This is a genomic window from Arthrobacter sp. B0427-1-12 (genome assembly GCF_059092905.1).
Genome location: NZ_JBNHIC010000013.1, coordinates 21,821 through 39,334 on the forward strand (window position 1 = coordinate 21,821; position 17,514 = coordinate 39,334).

Here is a 17,514-nt window from a genome sequence, read left to right on the forward strand (position 1 = left end):
ATCAGGACCGCCGCTGGCCTCGATTGTGGTTAGGCTCGCAGGCATGAAGATCTTGGATGAACTGATAGGGCAGGTGCAGTGGCACTGGGACAGCCAGGCCAGGCCGCGGCTGGACGGGCTCACCGACGAGGAATACTTCTGGGAGCCGTACCCGGGCGGGTGGAATATCCGGCCGCGCGGAACCTCAACCGCGCCAATCGCGGCCGGCGGCGGCGAATACACCATCGACTTCGCGTTCCCGGAACCGGTGCCGGCGCCGCTGACGACCATCGCGTGGCGGCTCGGGCACATCCTGGTGGGCGTCCTCGGAGCGCGGAATGCCTCCCATTTCGGCGGACCGGCCGTGGATTACCAGAGTTTCGAGTACCCGGGAACAGCGGTGGGCGCCCTGAAGCTGCTCGACGAGTATTACGGACGGTGGATCGACGGCGTCCGGTCCCTCGGCGAGGACGGGCTGGACCGTCCCTGCGGGCCGGCCGAGGGCGAGTTCGCGCAGCATTCGATGGCCGCGCTCGTGCTGCACATCAACCGGGAGATCATCCACCATCTGGCGGAGGTGGCACTGCTGCGCGATCTGTACACGCACCGGAAGGACTGACGCAGCCGCCCAGCCTGGCGCCCGAGGGACCCGTCGCGAGCGCAGCGAGTGGTGGGAGGGCGGTAGGCGCTAGGCATTCAGCTCCGCACCGTCCGGCTCGCGGAAGCGGGCAGCCAGTTCGCTGCGGGAGCTGATGCCCAGCTTGGCGTAGATCCGGGTCAGGTGGTACTGGATGGTCTTGACGGAGACGTACAGCTCAAGGGCGGTCTCCTTGTTGGTTTTTCCGCGGGCCACCAGCGCGGCGACCGACTGCTCCTGCGGGGTCAGCGTGGAGAAATCCAGTTCATCCCGGCGGGCGTAGCCCAGGCCGCTGGCCTGCAGTTCGCGCTCGCAGCGCTCGATGTAGGACTGCGCGCCCAGAGCGGCGAAGAGATCGCGGGCTGAGGACAGGAAAGCGGCCGCCTCCCTGCGCTTGCCGGCGCGGCGCAGGGTCTGGCCGTAGGCAAACTTCACGCGCGCGCGGGCGTAGGGCATGTGCAGGCCCTCGAGGTGCGCCAGGCCCTGCTCGAAGACGGTGCCGGCCGCGTCCGCATCGCCCTGCGCCCCGAGGAGACGCCCGCGGACGTAGGCCAGCCGCGCCATGGTGGAGCGGTGCTGCCGCTTTGCGGCCAGCCTTTCGAGCGGGGCGAGGAATTCGTCGGCTTCAGCGAGCCGGTCCACCATCACCAAGGCGTTCGCGTAGGTGTCCTGCCAGGGCCAGAAGCCCGGTTCGTCGATGCCGTGCGTCCGGTCAAGCCGCAGCAGCGGTTCGAAGGCGCGCAGCACGCCGTCGTAGTCCGCACGTGCCTCGGCGAACTGGGCCTTGGCCAGGCAGGCGGGGATCTGCATGATCGGGTAAGTCTCCGAGGAAGCGAAGGCGCGTTGCAGGTGCTCGGCGGCCGGGCCCCACTGGCCACGCAGACTGTGGATCTGCGTGGCCGTCCAGTGCAGCAGCGGGCGCACCAGGTCCATGTCCACGCTGTTCTGCAGCGCGACGCCGCGGCCCACTGTCCGCAGGGCATCATCCCAGCTGCCGACGGTGAACTCGGCCCGCGCCAGCCACGCCTGTGCCCAGAGCGAAATCCGGAAGGAACCCAGGCTGAACTCGGTAGGGACCGCACCGGCCAGTTCGCCGCGTGCGGCATCGGGCCGGTCCAGGGCCAGATGCAGCCAGCCTTGTCCCATCTGGACGCGCTGGCGCTGCGCCCCCAGATCCGGGCCGGCTGATAGACGGCTGTACGAAGCCTCCGCCTCCTCTGCCATGCCTGACGCCGCGAACCCCAGGCCCGCGATGGCCTGGGATTCAAGGGCAGCGGGGCTGTCCTGCGCTGCCAGGGCTACGGCCCGTTCGGACCAGCTGACCAGATCCCGGCCATTCCAGCGGGCGAGTGAGTGCAGCACCATCCGCTGCGCTATGAGGGCCGCTGTGTCTGCGTCCGTTGCGGGATTGCAGCGGGCCCACGCCCTGGCCAGGAGCAGTTCTGCCTGTGTCTGGCGTCCTTCCAGAATGGCCACGTAACCCAGGACAGCATCGCGGTACGGGCTCGGGGCAAAGCTCCCGACCTCCTGGATGTACAGGCGTGCCCGGGGCAGGTCACCCGCGCCCACCATGGCATCCAACGCGCGCAGCAGCCGCAGTTCGCGCCCGGCCCGGGTGGGAAACAGCTGGCTTGATTTGAGGAGTGCCTCCGCGGCCGCAGACCAGACCCCGGCCTCGGCCTGCCGCGCAGCGAAGGCATCCAGCTCGTCAGTCAGTGCACGGTCCGGCAACGGGCTGGCAGCCACCCGGTGGAACAGGCTGGCTTCCTCATCGTCGGCAATTCCGGCCGCCCTCAGGTGCAGCTGCGCCCGGCGGGAGGGGCTGATCGTGGCATAGACCGCCGAATGGAGCAGGGGGGTCGCGAAGCTGATCCGCATGGCACCGTCATGGCCCGTGAGCGTGACGAGTCCGGCCGCCGAAGCCTCGTCCAGGGTCTGGAGCGGACCGGTGCTCAACCCAGCGGCGCCGGGCGGAGGAGTGCCGATTCCGGACAGGGCAAGGGCCTGGACCAGGGACGATTCCACTCCCAGGACCGCAGCCGCCTCGACCAGCGCCCGGGACCTGGCCGCCAGTGCGGACAATGCGGCCCGGGTTTCCTGCGCGAGAATGCGCGGAGCCGTCCGGGACGGATTCCAGCCACGTCCGAATCCGCCGGGGTTCTCCTCCAGCAACTGCCGGATAAAGCGGGGGTTGCCCCCGGTGAAGACGGCTAGCTGGTGGGCTGCGGGTCCCGTGAGTTCGATGTTCGAGGCCGTTGCGGCCAGGCGCTGCACATCCGGCCCGGCCAGCGGAGCCAGCAGGACGCCCGTGGTGAGGGGACCGTACAGCAGGTCGCGGTAGCCGTCCGGCAGTCGGCCCAGCTGCTGGTCATCGACCGCGAGGATGACCAGGACACGGCCGCTGCCCAGGCGCCGGACGGCAAAGAGCAGTGCCCGCAGGGACTCGAAGTCGACCCACTGGAGGTTGTCGACAAAGACGACGACGGGCCGGTCCCGCTGCTGCTGGCGCAGAACCGCCAGCAGCGTGTTTCCGGCAGTGCCGGCGTCGGAGGTGTCGCCATAGCCGTCCTGCCGTTCTTCTGCAGGGCGGGCGAAGGGGCCGGCAAGCTGTTCCAGTACCCCGTACGCGAGGCCGCTTTCCCACTGGGCGCCGCTGGCCCGAAGCGCGGCGAAGTCCTCCCTGGCGCTGAGGAACTGCTCAACCAGGGAGGACTTTCCGATGCCGCTTGGCCCGTGGACGACGGCGACGCCGGGGCGGCCGGAGCGGGCCAGGCCCAGCAACCGTTCCAGTTCCGCCAATTCGCGCTGCCTGCCCACTAAAGGATTGGCCGTGTTTTCCGGGATCATTGCCATTCAGCGTAGATCATTGGTGTGCTGTGGCACACGTCGGCGCTCGTCAGCCGACGCCAGCTCCGGTGGTTGCGGCCGGCTGCAGCCGCCCGACCTCAAGTGCCTCGGCCGTTTCCTGCCGCTTCGGAACGAACAGCGTCACCAGCGAACCGGCAACTGCCACGCCGGCAAAGATGTACAGGGCCGCCTGGTTTGCCACTCCCGCTGCCATCAGGAAACCGCCGATCAGCGGGCCGAAGATGCCGCCGAGCCGCCCGAAGCCGGCGCACCAGGCCACCCCGGCGGCGCGTACCGCCGTCATGTAGTAGTTGGAGACGAATCCGTAGACCAGCACCTGGGTGCCGAGCGTTCCGACGCCGGCCACGGCGACGGCGGCCAGCAGCACCGGGAGCGGGAAGCCGAAGGTCAGCAGCACCAGGGACAGCGCTGCCAGCACGAAGGTGCAGGCTACGATCTGCCGGGGACCGAAACGGTCGGCGGAGCGGGAGGCGATGAGGCCGCCGATAACGGCGCCGCCGTTGAGGGTGACCAGGAAGGCCAGCGAGTAGGTCTTGCCGTAGCCGTACTGGGTCATGATTTCCGGAAGCCAGGTGTTCAGCCCGTAGGTCAGGAGCAATCCGGAGAAGCTCATGAACCCCAGCAGGATCGTGGGGGCCAGGAAGCGCTTCGAGGCAAGGCCGGCGAAGCCTGCCCGTTCACCGGCTGCGGGTGCGGCCGCCGTCGGAACCGTTCCGCTGCCGGCCGCCGGCAGGGGGATCCCGATGCGGGCGGACAGTGCCTCCGCCTGGGCGGTCCGGCCGCGGGACAGCAGCCATTTCGGGGATTCCGGCAGCTTGGCCAGGGCGAGGGGGAAGAGGAAGATGATGGGCAGCGCGCCGATCATGAAGAGGCCCCGCCAGCCCACCGCCTCCGAGAGCACGATGGCCAGCAACGAAGCCATCAGGCCGCCTGCCGGAACGCCCGAGTAAACGATGGCGTTGTAGAAGTTGCGCTTGCCGGCCGGGGCGAATTCCGCCACGACCGCGCCGGCGGTGGCCACCAGGGCGCCCACACCGATGCCGGTCAGGAACCGCAGGAATCCGAATGCCGCGACATTGGTGGCCATGGCCGTCAGCGCCATGCCGATGGAGAACCAGGCGATGTTGATGATCATCAGTTTGCGGCGGCCCAGGAAGTCGCCGATGGCGCCGGCGGCGAGGGCACCCACCATGACGCCCATGAGGGCGTAGCTGCCCAGGGCGCCGGCCTGGGCCGGGTCGAGTGCGCCCAGTTGGCTGGGGTCCCGCAGCAGGGTGGACACGACGGTGCCGTAGACCACCAGGTCATAGCCGTCGAACAGCAGCGCGGTCGCGGCGATGGCCACCACCCAGCGGACGGTTTTTTGTTGCTTCTTCTGCTGCTGAAGGGCAGCAGGCAGTACGGTTGTGCTCATTGATGTGACTCCATTGTCATGTGGGCACGCGTTAGTGGTACCCGGTAGCTTCATTGCGGGGTACTGCTCGTGTCGTGGAAGGATCCTCGGCAGGATCCGGGTCCGCAGGGGTCCGGCTTGTTGCGGGACCCCTGCGGCTATCTGGTGGAACCGGTGGCGGTTAGCCCAGGTCCCCGCCGGCGACGGGAAGGACCGTGCCGGTGATGTAGGAGGCTTCGTCGGAAGCCAGGAAGGTGATGGCTGCGGCCTGCTCTTCGAGCGTGCCGTAGCGCTTCATCAGGGACGAATCGATGGTCTGGTCCACGATCTGCTGGTACCAGGCCTGTTCCTGCTCGCCCTCCGGGGACGGGCCGCGCTTGACCCGGCGTTCGGGGGCTTCGGTTCCGCCGGGCGCGGTGGCAACCACGCGGATGCCATACTGGGCCGTCTCCAGCGCCAGCGCGGCGGTGATGGCTTTGACCCCGCCCTTGGCCGCGGCATAGGGGACGCGGTTGACGCCACGGGTGGCGACGGAGGCGACGTTGACAATAACGCCGCTGCGCTGCTCGATCAGGTACGGCAGGACCGCGCGGCAGGACCAGAGGGTGGGGAACAGGGAGCGGTTGATTTCCTTCTGGATCTCCTCCGGTTCGTAGTGTTCGTAGGGTTTGGCCCAGATGGTTCCGCCGACGTTGTTGATCAGCACATCGATGCGCCCGTATTTCCCGTGGGCGGCGTTGACGGCGGTCAGGGCGCCGTCGTAGGTCTCCAGGTCCGCGGTCACGCTGTGGGCTTCGGCACCGTTGGCACGCAGCTTCTCAGCGACCTCGTGGACGATCTCGGAGCGGTCGACCAGAACGACGGTGCCGGACTCGGCGGCGATGCGCTCGGCAACGGCCAGGCCGATGCCCTGGGCGGAGCCGGTGACGATCACGGTCTTTCCCGCGAAGCGGTCCGGATGGATGGACTTAGGCATTCAGGGTCCCTTCTGCTGCTGCGGCGCGCATGGTGGCCTTGGCGTGTTCGTTGTGTTCAGTAATAATCCGCCGCGCGGCGTCCTTGTCGCCGTTCTCAAAGGCCTCGACGAGTTCGATGTGGTCGGTGGTGACTTTCGCGTCCACCCACTGTTCGTCGCGCAGCACGCGGGACATCAGGCCCTGCACTTCCAGGCGGCGGTAAGCCTCGAGCAGGTAGTCGTTGCCGGTGCAGCTGAACAGGTAGTCGTGGAAGGCGGCATTGCTGACGGTAAAGGCGGCCGCGTCGACGAACCGCTCCCGCTCGATCGAGGCGCTGGAGGCCTCGGCCAGGATGCGGTACTCGGTCAGCTGCTCCGGCGTCAGCCGGCCGATCATCAGTTCCATTGCGCCCAGTTCCAGCGCCATCCGCGCGTCGAACCGCGCCTCCATGCCCGCGTGTTCCTCGCCGATTTCGTAGGGCTGGGCGGGTGCCGCAGGGGCCGCGGCAGCCTGTTCGGTGCCGGTGGCTGCCTCAAGGGCGGGTTCGACGGCGGCAGCTTCCGCGACGCCTTCGGCGACGGCTGCCGATTGGCCGGCCTGCGCCGCCTCGCCTGCCGGATTCGCCAGGGCGAATTTCTCGTAGTAAAAGTTCGCCGGGGTGATGCCTTCGTTCTGCAGGTGGCCACGGACTGCTTCCACCATCGCCGGTGGACCGCAGAGGTAGACGTCCACGTCGCCGTCGTTGATGTGCTTGGGCTCGAACAGGCCGGTGACATAGCCCTTGTTCTTCGCCGGGCTGTTCGGATCAGAGACGCAGTAATCGAAAGTGAAGTTGTCGATCCGTTCCGCGTAGTCTTCCAGCTTGTCCAGTTCGACCAGGTCGGCGTCGGTGCTGACACCGTAGATGAGGTGTACCGGATGCTCCAGGTCCATCTTGGTCATTTTCTCCAGCATGGACAGCAGCGGGGCCAGTCCGGTGCCGCCGGCCAGCAGCAGCGCCGGGCGCTTGAGTTCGCGCAGGAAGAAACTGCCCATGGGGCCGGTGAACTGCATCTTGTCGCCGACCTTGGCGGTGTCCCGCATGAAGCTGGACATGAGGCCCTTGTCCGTGATGCGGATCAGGAAGGAAACGGTCTCCTCGGCCGGGCCCGAAGAGAACGAGTAGGAGCGGGCCTGGCCGGTGCCGGGCACCTCGACATTGACGTACTGTCCCGGCAGGAAGGCCAGGGCGTCCCGGTTCTCCACCTGCAGGGTGAAACCATAGGTCGTCTCCGAATGGCGGGCGATGTCGGTCAGCGTCCCGTTGAAGGTCGCGGCCTCGGTCTTGGCGACGTCGGAGGTGGTCGCGATCTGCAGGACCAGGTCGCTCTCCGGCGTCATCTGGCACGGCAGGCAGTAGCCCTGCTCGGCCTCCTCGTCCGTCAGTGCGTCTTCGATGTAGTCGCCGCCGTCATAGGTTCCGGACTCGCAGAACGCCTTGCAGGTGCCGCAGGCACCGTCGCGGCAGTCCAGCGGAATATTGATCCGCGCCTTGTAGGAGGCATCGGCCACCGTCTCGTATGGTCCGACTTTGATGAAGCGCGTAACGCCGTCTTCGAAGCTTAAAGCGACCTGATGGTTCATGGGGGAAACTCAATTCGGGGAAGTATGGCTACAGGGGTCGGTGGGCAGGGACCGGCCAGTGGCCGGCCCCTGCGCCGGTCAGCTGTGGGAGCCGGTCAGCTGTGGGAGCCGGTCAGATGTGGTAGATGTCCACGACGTGGTGGATGTAGTCGTTCTTCAGGATGACCTTCTTCTTCCGGATCACCGGCTGCGTGCCGGAAAAGTCGATGGTGTAGAAGGAGGTGCCGAAGTACGGGTCGATGTTCTGGTAACGGTAGTAGAGGGTGAACCAGTTGAAGCGCACGTCCACGAGGTCCCCGCGCTGTTCGATGATCTCCACATTGGTGATGTTGTGTCCGGTGCGCGGTTCGGGCAGGCTGGTGGCGCTGGAGCGGTCCGTCTTGATGCGGAAGACGCGGTCCTCGATGCCGCCGCGGTTGGAGTAGTAGATCAGGGAGATCTCCCGCTGCGGGTCTTCGGTGAGCTTGTCATCGTCGGCCCATGCCGGCATCCAGAATTCGGCGTCGGGGTGGTAGCAGTCGATCCACTTATCGAACTCGCGGTCGTCCAGGAACCGGGCCTCGCGGTAGAGGAACTGCTGGATTGACTCGAGGGTGATGGTTCCGGTCTGGGTGGTTGCTGTCGTCATCGTCTTTCCTTACCGGTTCGTCTCTGCTTCGGCCAGCGCTTCTTCGGCCTGCACGGCGGCACGCATGGTGCTGCGCCAGTAGCCGTGCTGGATCGGGTAGAGGCCTTCGTCTTCGGTGCGGGCACCGCTGGAGATGGGCTTGAGGCCGATCTTGTCGGCGTTCTCGTCCGGGCCGGTGATCTGGTGGGTGGCGCCGCGGCTCATGTCGTTCCACGGGGCGGCGGTGGCCAGGTAGGTCTTCTGGCAGGACCGGAATTCCTCCAGGTCGTCCGGGGTGGCCATGCCGGTAGCGTTGAAGAAGTCTTCGTACTGGCGGATGCGGTTGGCCCGGGCGGCGTCGCTTTCGCCCTTGGGCGCGATGCAGTAGATGGTGACCTCGGTCTTGTCCACCGAGATCGGGCGGAAGTGGCGGATCTGGGAACCGAACTGGTCCATCAGGTAGACGTTCGGGTAGAGGCACAGGTTGCGGGAGATGTTGATCATCCAGTCGGCCTTGGCCTCGCCGTACCTGGTTACCAGTTCGTCCCGGCGGTCGAACAGCGGGCGGTTGGACGGGTCCAGCCATTCGGTCCACAGCAGCAGGTGGCCGTGCTCGAAGGAGTAGTAGCCGCCCTTCTGCTTGTCCCAGCCGCCGGCGTCCATAGCCTTGGTCTCGTTCGTGGATTCACCCGTGCTGCGGCGCGAGGTTGTGGCGGCGTAGTTCCAGTGCGTAGCGGAGACGTGGTAGCCGTCCGCGCCGTTTTCGGCCTGCAGCTTCCAGTTGCCGTCGTAGGTGTAGGTCGAGGCGCCGCGCAGCACCTCCAAGCCCTCGGGGGACTGGTCCACGATCATGTCGATGATCTTGGTGGTCTCGCCCAGGTGCTCCTGCAGCGGCAGGACATCCGGATTCAGGGAACCGAAGAGGAAGCCACGGTAGTTCTCGAAGCGGGCGACCTTCGTCAGGTCGTGCGAGCCCTCCTTGTTGAACTGCTCCGGGTAGCCGGCACCGCGGGAGTCCTTGACCTTGAGCAGCTTGCCCGTGTTGTTGAAGGTCCAGCCGTGGAACGGGCAGGTGAAGGTGGTGCGGTTGTCCGTCTTGCGCCGGCACAGCATGGCGCCGCGGTGGCTGCACGCGTTGATCAGGGCGTTGAGGTTGCCGTCCTTGCTCCGGGAGATGACGATCGGCTGGCGGCCGATGTAGGTGGTGAAATAGTCGCCCACGTTCGGAATTTGCGTCTCATGCGCCAGGTAGACCCAGTTGCCTTCGAAGATGTACTTCATCTCCAGCTCGAAGAGCTCCTCATCCGTGAAGATGCTCCGGTTCGCGCGGAAAACGCCATTGGCTGGGTCTTCCACCAATGCGTCATCCAACTTGCTGCGCACGTGGTCCAACGTTTCAGTCATGTCACTCCAATCAAAATCGGGCAGCCTTGCCCGAATCGCCGAACGTTCGGTCGGCCAAAACTGGCTGGCTACCACCCTCCCATCGACGTGGCGGCGGTCACACTAGGTATTTGCCTAGGGTTGACTAGGGGCCTGATTGATATGCAATAGATCCCAATACCGGGTGACTACCTATTTGTTTTGACTGAAAATGAGCTCTAGGATGGGTCGATATCACACACTCGTGTGGCTGGGATCACTTCTTCCGGCGCCGCCGGTTCGGCTGGTTCGACGCGGGCCAGGACCCAGGCAGGATTGGCAGGAAGGCGGTGGACCGGTGGAACTACGGCACTTGCGCTACTTCGTGGCCGTCGCCGAGACCCGTCATTTCGGCCAGGCGGCGGAGCGGCTGCGGATGGCCCAGCCGCCCCTGTCCCAGCAGATCCGGCAGCTGGAAGCGGAGCTTGGGGTGGAACTGTTTGCCCGCACCACCCGCCAGGTCAACCTGACCGCGGCAGGAGAGGTCTTCTATGGCGACGCGACCAGGATCCTGAAGGCGGTGGAGGATTCCACGCTCCGGGTCCGGCGGTTCGCGGAAGGGAAGCTGGGTACGCTTCGGATCGGATTTACCGGATCCGCGTCGTACCGGCAGCTGCCCCAAATTGCGCGCCTGGTCAAGAGCCGAATGCCCGGCGTCGTCCTGGACCTGCACACGGAAATGCTGACGCCGGCCCAGGAGCTGGCGCTCGTGGACCGGGAGCTGGACGCAGCGGTCCTTCGTCCGCCGACCCGTGAAGACGGGATCTCGTGGCGCACGATCGCCCGGGAGCCATTGATCCTTGCCCTGCCGGAGCACCATCGGCTGACGGAACAGCCGATCGTGGCGGTGGGAGACCTGCGCGGGGAAGGCTTCATCATGTATCCGGCCTCCTCCCGGTCGGTGGTGAACGATGCCATTGTCCGCAGCTGCCTGGCCGCGGATTTCTATCCGCGAGTGGAGCATGAGGCCGCGAAGACATCCACGCTGTTGTCGCTGGTTGCCGCCGGCCTTGGCGCCGCGCTGGTGCCGGAATCGGTGCAGGGTCTGGCACTGGAGGGCGTTGTCTACAGGCCGGTCCAGGATGCAGAATCCGTTGAGCTGGCCCTCGCCTGGCGGGCGGGCGATGAATCACCGCTGCTGCGGACCTTCCTGGACGTCCTCGAAGAAAACAACGTCTTTATTACTGCAAATTCCCCGGAGGATTCTCTTGAAAATCACCAGAATAGAGGCGATTCCCTTCGCCATCCCGTACCGGAAGCCGCTGCGCTTCGCCAGCGGCGAGGTGCACGTGGCCTCGCACATCCTGGTCAGGGTCCACAGCGAGGACGGGATTGTCGGGCAGGCTGAAGCTCCGCCGCGCCCCTTCACCTACGGGGAAACCCAGGAATCCATCGCCGCGGTGGTGGAAAAGGTCTTCGCCCCTGAAATCGTCGGGCTGTCCTGCCTGGACCGTGAATCCATCCACGCCATCCTCAACCGCACGGTCGGCAATCCCACGGCCAAGGCCGCCGTGGACATGGCCGTCTGGGATGTTATCGGCAAGTCGCTGCAGCAGCCAGTCACCCGCCTGCTGGGCGGCTACTCCGACCGGATGCGCGTGTCCCACATGCTCGGTTTCGATGAGCCGGCCAAGATGGTGGCCGAGGCGGAGCGGATGCGGGATACATATGGGATCACCACCTTCAAGGTCAAGGTCGGACGCCGCCCGTTCATGCTGGACGTCGACGTATGCCGCGCGCTCCGCGAAGGACTGGGGGACGGCGTCGAGCTGTATATCGATGGCAACCGGGGGTGGTCTGCATCCGAGTCCATGCGCGCCCTGCGCGCCATGGACGACCTCGACCTGACGCTGGCTGAGGAGCTGTGCCCGGCGGACGATGTGCTCGGACGCAAATGGCTGGTGGAGCAAAGCCCCATCCCCTTCGTAGCGGACGAAAGCGCTACCAGGCCCGGTGAGGTCACGCGCGAACTGCTCAACGGCGCGGCGAACGCCATCAGCATCAAGACGGCACGTACCGGCTTCACCTATTCCCAGCGCGTCCTCTACCAGTGCGAGGGACTCGGTGTGGAGGTCGTGATCGGCAACCAGATCGATGGCCAGATCGGCACGCTGTGTTCAGTGGTCTTTGGCTCCGCCTTCAAGTCGACTACGCAGCGGGCGGGGGAACTGTCCAACTTCCTGGACATGTCCGACGACCTGCTGGCCGAACCCCTTCAGATTTCGGGCGGCACTCTTGCCGTCCGGCAGGCCGCGGGCATCGGAATCGATATCGATCCCGACAAGCTCGCAAGATACCGGCAGGATTTGGGGAACTGACCCTGCCGAAACCCTATCCGCAGTACAAGTCCGTCCGCCGCCCTACCGCCATCAACACTGGCGGGGGCAGGACCTACGAATGGAGCATGACAATGACGCAGCAAACGGAATTCGACGCGAAGGCAGCCGAGTCCGGCAATGCAGCCACCGACCGCTTCCGCGAAAGCGGCAAGACGGCCGGACTGGACGTTCCCAAGGAGCGGGTCTCCCTGCTGGCCGGTGAGGTCCTGAACGCGGTCTACGAGGCCATCCGCAAGCACAAGGTCACCTACGACGAGTACAACGCCCTGAAGGCCTGGCTGATCAACGTGGGCGAAGACGGCGAATGGCCGCTGTTCCTCGATGTCTGGGTTGAGCATGTGGTCGAAGAGGTTGCCACTGAGGACCGCGAGGGCAACAAGGGCACCATCGAGGGTCCGTACTACATTCCGGAGTCCCCGAAGCTTGAGACTCCCGCCACCCTGCCCATGCGCGAGGATGAGAAGGGCACCCCGCTGTTGTTCCAGGGCCAGGTCCGGTCCACCGACGGTAAGCCGCTGGCCGGAGCGCATGTTGAGATGTGGCACGCCGACGACTACGGCTTCTACTCGCAGTTCGCCCCGGGCCTGCCGGAGTGGAACCTGCGCGGCACGGTCGTTGCCGATGAAAACGGCAACTTCCAGATCAACACCATCCAGCCGGCGCCGTACCAGATCCCGACCGACGGCGCGTGCGGCAAGCTGATCGCCGCCGCCGGCTGGCACGCCTGGCGCCCGGCGCACATCCACCTGAAGGTCTCGGCCCCCGGCCACCAGCTGCTGACCGCCCAGCTGTACTTCACCGGCGACGCCCACCTCTCCGACGACATCGCTTCCGCCGTCAAGCCGGAGCTGGTCCTGGACCCGACTCCCACGGGCAATGGTGACGGCCGCGAGGTCACGTACGACTTCGTACTGGATCCGGCCAACGCCTAAGCTGAAGGCCAGCCAACCAACGAGGAGGGAAAACCGTGCTGTTTTCGGTAAAGATGGATGTCAATATTCCGCAGGACCTCGACCCGCAGGTCAAGGCGGACACGATCGCCAGGGAGAAGGCCTACTCGCACGAACTGCAGAAGGCCGGCGAATGGGCCCATATCTGGCGCTGCGTGGGGCAGTACTCCAACATCAGCATCTTCGATGTGAAGGACAACGAGCGGCTGCATGAGATTCTGTGGGGCCTGCCGTTGTTCCCCTACATGGACATCGAGGTGACGCCGCTGGCAGTCCACCCGTCGGATATCGCACTGCTGGACGAAGCACGGTAGTTTCCTTTCCCCGGCGGGGGACGCAGGCCCGGGTCCATCGGCATAATGCCGGTGGACCCGGGCTTTTGTGCACCCGGACGAGGTGCCTCTACCATCACCCGTTTCGCGGGGTGTTTGAAGCAGGAAAACGCGAAGTCCCCCCGCGGCATGTGCTGCGGGGGGACCAGGGTGCCCTCGATAGGATTCGAACCTACGGCCTTCTGCTCCGGAGGCAGACGCTCTATCCCCTGAGCTACGAGGGCGGGATCCGGCGGCACTTCCAAGTGCCGATCCCCAATGGGACAGATAGAGCTTAGCAGGTGCGGCGGCACACGCGAAAACTGGAGGCCGCCATACGCCGGCGCAGGCTGGCTCCGGGCTGCGCCGGCGGGAACTACCTGGCCAAGGTCACCAGGAACTCCACGACCCCTTCCGGCTCCACCTTCACGAAGCCGAGGTCCGGTGCGGTGATTCCGTAGTCGGCGTACACCATCGGAATCTGGCCCTGCACCTGGACTTGGTCGCCGTCGGTCTGGACCTGGGCATCGAAGGCGACCGGCCGGGTTGCGCCTGCGATGGTCAATTCGCCGGTGAGCGGAACCGTTGCGGTCGTTCCGTCCGCCAGGGCAGCCAGCGGTGCCGGATCGGTCAGCGTGAAGGTGGCTACCGGGTTCTTCGGGACATCGAGCAGCGTGCTGTGGAAGAACTGGTCACGCGAGGCATTGTCGGTGGCGACGCTGTCCAGTTCCACTTCGATCGTGGCGTCGGTCAGGGCTGCATCGGCGACGACGGCATCTCCCGTAACTTCCGAGGTGCGGCCGACGACGGTAACCGGCTGCCCGGACAGGACTTCGTCAACCCGGTAGCCGGCCTGCGAGCCGGTGGAAATGCTCCATTGGCCGTTGAGCTGGGAGAGATCGGTGGCTTGGCCGACATCCGTGCCGGATGGGGTGGTACCGGATGGGGTGGTGCCAGCGGCAGTGGTGCTGGCGGCAGCCGACTGCGGCAGGGCCAGTTCCTCCTCGGGTGCCGGGGCGAGGAACCTGGCGTAGAGGAAGACTCCGCCGAGGACCAGCAGGGCCACGGCGGCCAGGCTTCCGATGATCCACGGAAGCCGGCGTTTCTTGGTGGAATTGTTCACGGTCGTGCTCCTTGGCGTGATTGCGGGTCAGGGGGGGCCAATGGGACGGGACACCCGCTACAACGACTACTTGAGGGTGCAAGGTTCACGGAAATCCCGGATACGTGCTCCCCGTGAGGAAGATCACCGTGCTGCAAGACCGGCCCGGGACGGCAGGCGGGCGGGATTTAACCGGGTGGATACGGCGACGGTAGGCTAGGGGGGTGACTCCAGAAGAACTCTCTGCCGCTGTATCCGCCTGCCTCCAGGACGCCATCGACGCCGGTGAACTCGCCGTCGAACTGCCCAGGGAAGTGCGGGTCGAGCGGCCGAAGAACCGCGAGCACGGAGACTGGGCCACCAACATCGCCATGCAGCTGGCCAAGCCGGCAGGGGTGCCGCCGCGCCAGGTTGCGCAGCTGCTCAGCTCCCGGCTGAGTGAAATGCCCGGTGTGTCCAAGGTCGAGATCGCCGGACCGGGATTCCTGAACATCACCGTCGACGCGGCGGCGGCGGGGGAGCTGGCCAAGACCATCGTGGAGGCCGGCTCCGCCTACGGCAACAACGATTCGCTGGCCGGGCATGTCATCAACATGGAATTCGTTTCCGCGAACCCCACGGGCCCGCTGCACATCGGCCACACCCGCTGGGCTGCGCTCGGCGACTCCATCGCCCGCGTGCTGCATGCCAGCGGTGCGGATGTCACCACGGAGTACTACATCAACGACGCGGGTTCCCAGATGGACACCTTCGCCTCGTCGGTGCTGGCTCGCATCCACGGCCGGGAGGTGCCGGAAGGCGGGTACCCGGGCGAATACATTGTGGAACTGGGCCGGAAGGTGCTTCAGCAGCATCCGGACATCCGCGAACTCACCGACGACGCCGCGCTGCCGATCGTGCGCCATGCCGCCTATCAGGCCCAGATGGAGGAGATCCGCCAGACGCTGCATGACTTCGATGTCAGCTTCGACGTCTACTTCTCCGAGCAGGACCTGCACCGCAACGGGGCCATCGAAAAGGCCGTGGCCCGCTTGCGCGAACAGGGCCACATTTTCGATGACGGCGGCGCCGTCTGGCTGCGCACCACGGACTTCGGCGACGACAAGGACCGCGTCCTGATCCGGGCCAATGGCGAACCGACCTACTTTGCCGCGGATGCAGCCTACTACCTGTCGAAGAAGGACCGCGGCTTCCCGGAGAAGATCTACCTCCTGGGTGCGGACCACCACGGCTACATCGGCCGGCTCAAGGCCATCGCGGCCGCAGCAGGCGACGACCCGGAGAAGAACATCGAGGTGCTGATCGGCCAGCTGGTGTCCGTCAACGGAGCCAAGCTGTCCAAGCGGGCCGGAAACATCATCGAGCTGCGGGACCTGATCAGCTGGCTCGGCAAGGACGCCGTGCGTTATTCGCTGGGCCGCTCCCCGGCCGATTCGCCGCTGACGCTGGATCCGGAGCTGCTGAAGAAGAACACAAACGACAACCCGGTGTTCTACGTCCAGTACGCCCACGCCCGGACCTGCGCCGTCGGACGCAATGCCGAAGCAGCCGGCGTCGACCGGTCCGCCTTCGACGGCGCCCGACTGGACCACCCCACGGAATCCGAGCTGCTGGCGCACCTGGGCGCCTATCCGTCGGTCGTAGGCCAGGCGGCGAAGTTCCGCGAGCCGCACCGCGTGGCCCGCCACCTCGAGGTGATTGCCGGCGCCTACCACCGCTGGTACGACGCCTGCCGCATCATTCCCTTCGGCGACGAGGAAATCACCGACCTCAACCGCACCCGCCTGTGGCTGAACAGCGCCACCTCGCAGGTGCTGGCCAACGGCCTGGGCCTGCTGGGTGTTTCCGCCCCGGAAAGGATGTGAGCTGCGTGGACATCGCGGCAACCCCCGCCACCGCCTCACCGCTGGCCCCCGAATGGCTCAGCGTCCCCGCGGACGTCAATGCGCTGCGGCCGGTCATGTGGGCCCAGGACGTCGGACGCGGCGGCGACAGCCAGCTCACCGTCTCCGGCCTGCCCGTCAAGCAGCTTGCCGAGGAGTACGGCACGCCGCTGTTCGTTGTCTCCGAAGCGGATTTCCGCGCCCGCGCCCGGGCCTTCAAGGACTCCTTCGACGCCGCCTTCAAGGACCTGTGCGGTGGCGTCGACGTCTACTATGCAGGCAAGTCCTTCCTCTGCACCGAAATTGCCCGCTGGGTGGACCAGGAGGGGCTGCGCCTGGACACCTGCAGCGGCGGGGAACTGGCCGTCGCCGCCCGGGCCGGCCTGGACGGCGCGAACCTTGGCCTGCACGGCAACAACAAGTCCGACGCCGAGCTCAACCGCGCGCTGGACATGGGGCTGGGCCGGATCATCGTAGACAGCCTGGCGGAGCTCTACCGCCTGGGCGCGCTGGCATCGGCCAGGGGAACCACCGCGAATGTCATGCTGCGCCTGACCCCGGGCGTCCACGCGCACACGCACGAATTCATTGCCACCGCCCATGAGGACCAGAAGTTCGGCCTGTCCATGGCAGCGGACGACGGCGGCCTCTCGCCTGCCGCCCGTGGCGTCGCCGCGGCGCTGGCGAACCCGGGCATCACCCTGCTCGGCCTGCACTGCCACATCGGCTCGCAGATCTTCGAACCGGAGGGCTTCGCCCTGGCAGCCAAGCGGCTGCTCAGCTTCCTGGCCGAAATCAAGGCCGTCCACGGCGTCGAACTGCCCGAACTGGATCTCGGCGGCGGCTACGGCATCGCCTACACCGAGGAGGACACCCCGCGGCCGCCGGCCGAGATCGCCCAGGCGATGGCCGACGTCGTTGGCTCCACCTGTGCCGCGCTCAACCTGAAGGTGCCGCGGATTTCGATCGAGCCGGGCCGCGCCATCGTCGGCAGCACTACCTTCACCCTGTATGAAGCAGGCACCATCAAGACCGTGAATGTCGATTCCCCGGTGGCCGGCGAGGCCGGTGTTACGTATCCGCGCCGTTATGTTTCGGTGGACGGCGGCATGAGTGACAACGCCCGTCCGGTGCTCTATGACGCGGATTATTCGGCGGTTCTTGCCTCCCGTGGCTCGGCGGCTGCCCCGGTACTGTCCCGTGTGGTGGGCAAACATTGCGAGAGCGGGGACATTGTTGTTAGAGATGTATATTTGCCCGAGGATGTAGCAGCCGGTGATCTACTTGCAGTGCCGGGAACGGGTGCGTACTGCTGGGCCCTGTCCAGCAACTACAACTACATCGCGCGTCCTCCGGTCATTGCTGTCAGCAACTCAAACGCCCGGCTGATCATCCGCGGCGAAACCGAAGACGATCTGCTGGCACGCGATATGGGAGCTTGAAA

Annotated in this window: 14 protein-coding genes and 1 tRNA gene; 7 read left to right on the forward strand and 8 right to left on the reverse strand. The window is 66.1% G+C overall.

Features of this window, described 5'->3' with window-relative positions; translation table 11 throughout:
* The first annotated feature begins 43 nt into the window (after window positions 1–43).
* A complete protein-coding gene (locus AC5RWU_RS10090) occupies window positions 44–598 on the forward strand; it encodes a DinB family protein (RefSeq protein ID WP_494027896.1) in 555 nt (184 codons plus the stop codon).
* 69 nt (window positions 599–667) lie between these two features.
* Here AC5RWU_RS10090 and AC5RWU_RS10095 read toward each other — a convergent pair whose 3' ends face one another.
* The 6 genes from AC5RWU_RS10095 to benA all read right to left on the reverse strand — a co-directional run bounded on the left by AC5RWU_RS10095 (window position 668) and on the right by benA (window position 9,467).
* The gene (locus tag AC5RWU_RS10095; protein WP_494027895.1) at window positions 668–3,469 is read right to left on the reverse strand and encodes a helix-turn-helix transcriptional regulator; all 2,802 of its coding nucleotides are present in this window, start codon (window positions 3,467–3,469) and stop codon (window positions 668–670) included.
* Window positions 3,470–3,512: 43 nt separating this feature from the next.
* A complete protein-coding gene (locus AC5RWU_RS10100) occupies window positions 3,513–4,898 on the reverse strand; it encodes an MFS transporter (RefSeq protein ID WP_494027894.1) in 1,386 nt (461 codons plus the stop codon).
* Between the two features lie 160 nt (window positions 4,899–5,058).
* Window positions 5,059–5,853, reverse strand: a complete 795-nt coding sequence (locus AC5RWU_RS10105; RefSeq protein WP_494027893.1) for a 1,6-dihydroxycyclohexa-2,4-diene-1-carboxylate dehydrogenase — start codon at window positions 5,851–5,853, stop codon at window positions 5,059–5,061.
* Window positions 5,846–7,456, reverse strand: a complete 1,611-nt coding sequence (benC, locus tag AC5RWU_RS10110; protein WP_494027892.1) for a benzoate 1,2-dioxygenase electron transfer component BenC — start codon at window positions 7,454–7,456, stop codon at window positions 5,846–5,848. The genes AC5RWU_RS10105 and benC overlap by 8 nt, the downstream gene beginning before the upstream one ends.
* Before the next feature lie 112 nt (window positions 7,457–7,568).
* Entirely contained in the window at window positions 7,569–8,084 is a 516-nt protein-coding gene (gene benB / locus AC5RWU_RS10115; RefSeq protein ID WP_494027891.1) for a benzoate 1,2-dioxygenase small subunit, read from the reverse strand.
* Window positions 8,085–8,093: 9 nt separating this feature from the next.
* Window positions 8,094–9,467, reverse strand: coding sequence for a benzoate 1,2-dioxygenase large subunit (gene benA, locus AC5RWU_RS10120; protein WP_494027890.1), 1,374 nt, complete (start codon window positions 9,465–9,467; stop codon window positions 8,094–8,096).
* Between the two features lie 316 nt (window positions 9,468–9,783).
* Here benA and AC5RWU_RS10125 point away from each other — a divergent pair, with 316 nt between their 5' ends.
* The 4 genes from AC5RWU_RS10125 (at window position 9,784) to catC (ending at window position 13,088) form a co-directional block, all read left to right on the forward strand.
* Entirely contained in the window at window positions 9,784–10,833 is a 1,050-nt protein-coding gene (locus tag AC5RWU_RS10125; protein WP_494027889.1) for a LysR family transcriptional regulator, read from the forward strand.
* On the forward strand, window positions 10,748–11,803 hold the full coding sequence (locus AC5RWU_RS10130; protein WP_494036977.1) for a mandelate racemase/muconate lactonizing enzyme family protein: 1,056 nt from the start codon (window positions 10,748–10,750) through the stop codon (window positions 11,801–11,803). The genes AC5RWU_RS10125 and AC5RWU_RS10130 overlap by 86 nt, the downstream gene beginning before the upstream one ends.
* A gap of 92 nt (window positions 11,804–11,895) precedes the next feature.
* Window positions 11,896–12,756 (forward strand): catechol 1,2-dioxygenase, encoded by an 861-nt coding sequence (gene catA / locus AC5RWU_RS10135; protein ID WP_494027887.1) that lies wholly within the window; start codon window positions 11,896–11,898, stop codon window positions 12,754–12,756.
* A gap of 35 nt (window positions 12,757–12,791) precedes the next feature.
* Window positions 12,792–13,088, forward strand: coding sequence for a muconolactone Delta-isomerase (catC, locus tag AC5RWU_RS10140; RefSeq protein WP_494027886.1), 297 nt, complete (start codon window positions 12,792–12,794; stop codon window positions 13,086–13,088).
* Window positions 13,089–13,257: 169 nt separating this feature from the next.
* Here the strand turns inward: catC and AC5RWU_RS10145 are convergent.
* Both AC5RWU_RS10145 and AC5RWU_RS10150 read right to left on the reverse strand, forming a co-directional pair.
* Window positions 13,258–13,330 (reverse strand) — tRNA-Arg (locus AC5RWU_RS10145).
* Between the two features lie 131 nt (window positions 13,331–13,461).
* Window positions 13,462–14,208: a YceI family protein gene (locus AC5RWU_RS10150; RefSeq protein ID WP_494027885.1), complete on the reverse strand. Its 747-nt coding sequence runs from the start codon at window positions 14,206–14,208 to the stop codon at window positions 13,462–13,464.
* Window positions 14,209–14,411: 203 nt separating this feature from the next.
* Here AC5RWU_RS10150 and argS point away from each other — a divergent pair, with 203 nt between their 5' ends.
* Window positions 14,412–16,052 carry an arginine--tRNA ligase gene (gene argS, locus AC5RWU_RS10155; RefSeq protein ID WP_494027884.1) on the forward strand — a complete coding sequence of 547 codons (1,641 nt, stop codon included), beginning with the start codon at window positions 14,412–14,414 and terminating at the stop codon, window positions 16,050–16,052.
* Between the two features lie 11 nt (window positions 16,053–16,063).
* Window positions 16,064–17,512 (forward strand): diaminopimelate decarboxylase, encoded by a 1,449-nt coding sequence (gene lysA, locus AC5RWU_RS10160; RefSeq protein ID WP_494028132.1) that lies wholly within the window; start codon window positions 16,064–16,066, stop codon window positions 17,510–17,512.
* The last annotated feature ends 2 nt before the right edge of the window (window positions 17,513–17,514 follow it).

Excerpts from the sequence above, each read along its gene's own strand:
- AC5RWU_RS10090 (WP_494027896.1), top strand. The coding sequence starts at position 44 with ATGAAGATCTTGGATGAACTGATAGGGCAGGTGCAGTGGCACTGGGAC.
- AC5RWU_RS10095 (WP_494027895.1), bottom strand. The coding sequence starts at position 3,469 with ATGGCAATGATCCCGGAAAACACGGCCAATCCTTTAGTGGGCAGGCAG.
- AC5RWU_RS10100 (WP_494027894.1), bottom strand. The coding sequence starts at position 4,898 with ATGAGCACAACCGTACTGCCTGCTGCCCTTCAGCAGCAGAAGAAGCAA.
- AC5RWU_RS10105 (WP_494027893.1), bottom strand. The coding sequence starts at position 5,853 with ATGCCTAAGTCCATCCATCCGGACCGCTTCGCGGGAAAGACCGTGATC.
- benC (WP_494027892.1), bottom strand. The coding sequence starts at position 7,456 with ATGAACCATCAGGTCGCTTTAAGCTTCGAAGACGGCGTTACGCGCTTC.
- benB (WP_494027891.1), bottom strand. The coding sequence starts at position 8,084 with ATGACGACAGCAACCACCCAGACCGGAACCATCACCCTCGAGTCAATC.
- benA (WP_494027890.1), bottom strand. The coding sequence starts at position 9,467 with ATGACTGAAACGTTGGACCACGTGCGCAGCAAGTTGGATGACGCATTG.
- catA (WP_494027887.1), top strand. The coding sequence starts at position 11,896 with ATGACGCAGCAAACGGAATTCGACGCGAAGGCAGCCGAGTCCGGCAAT.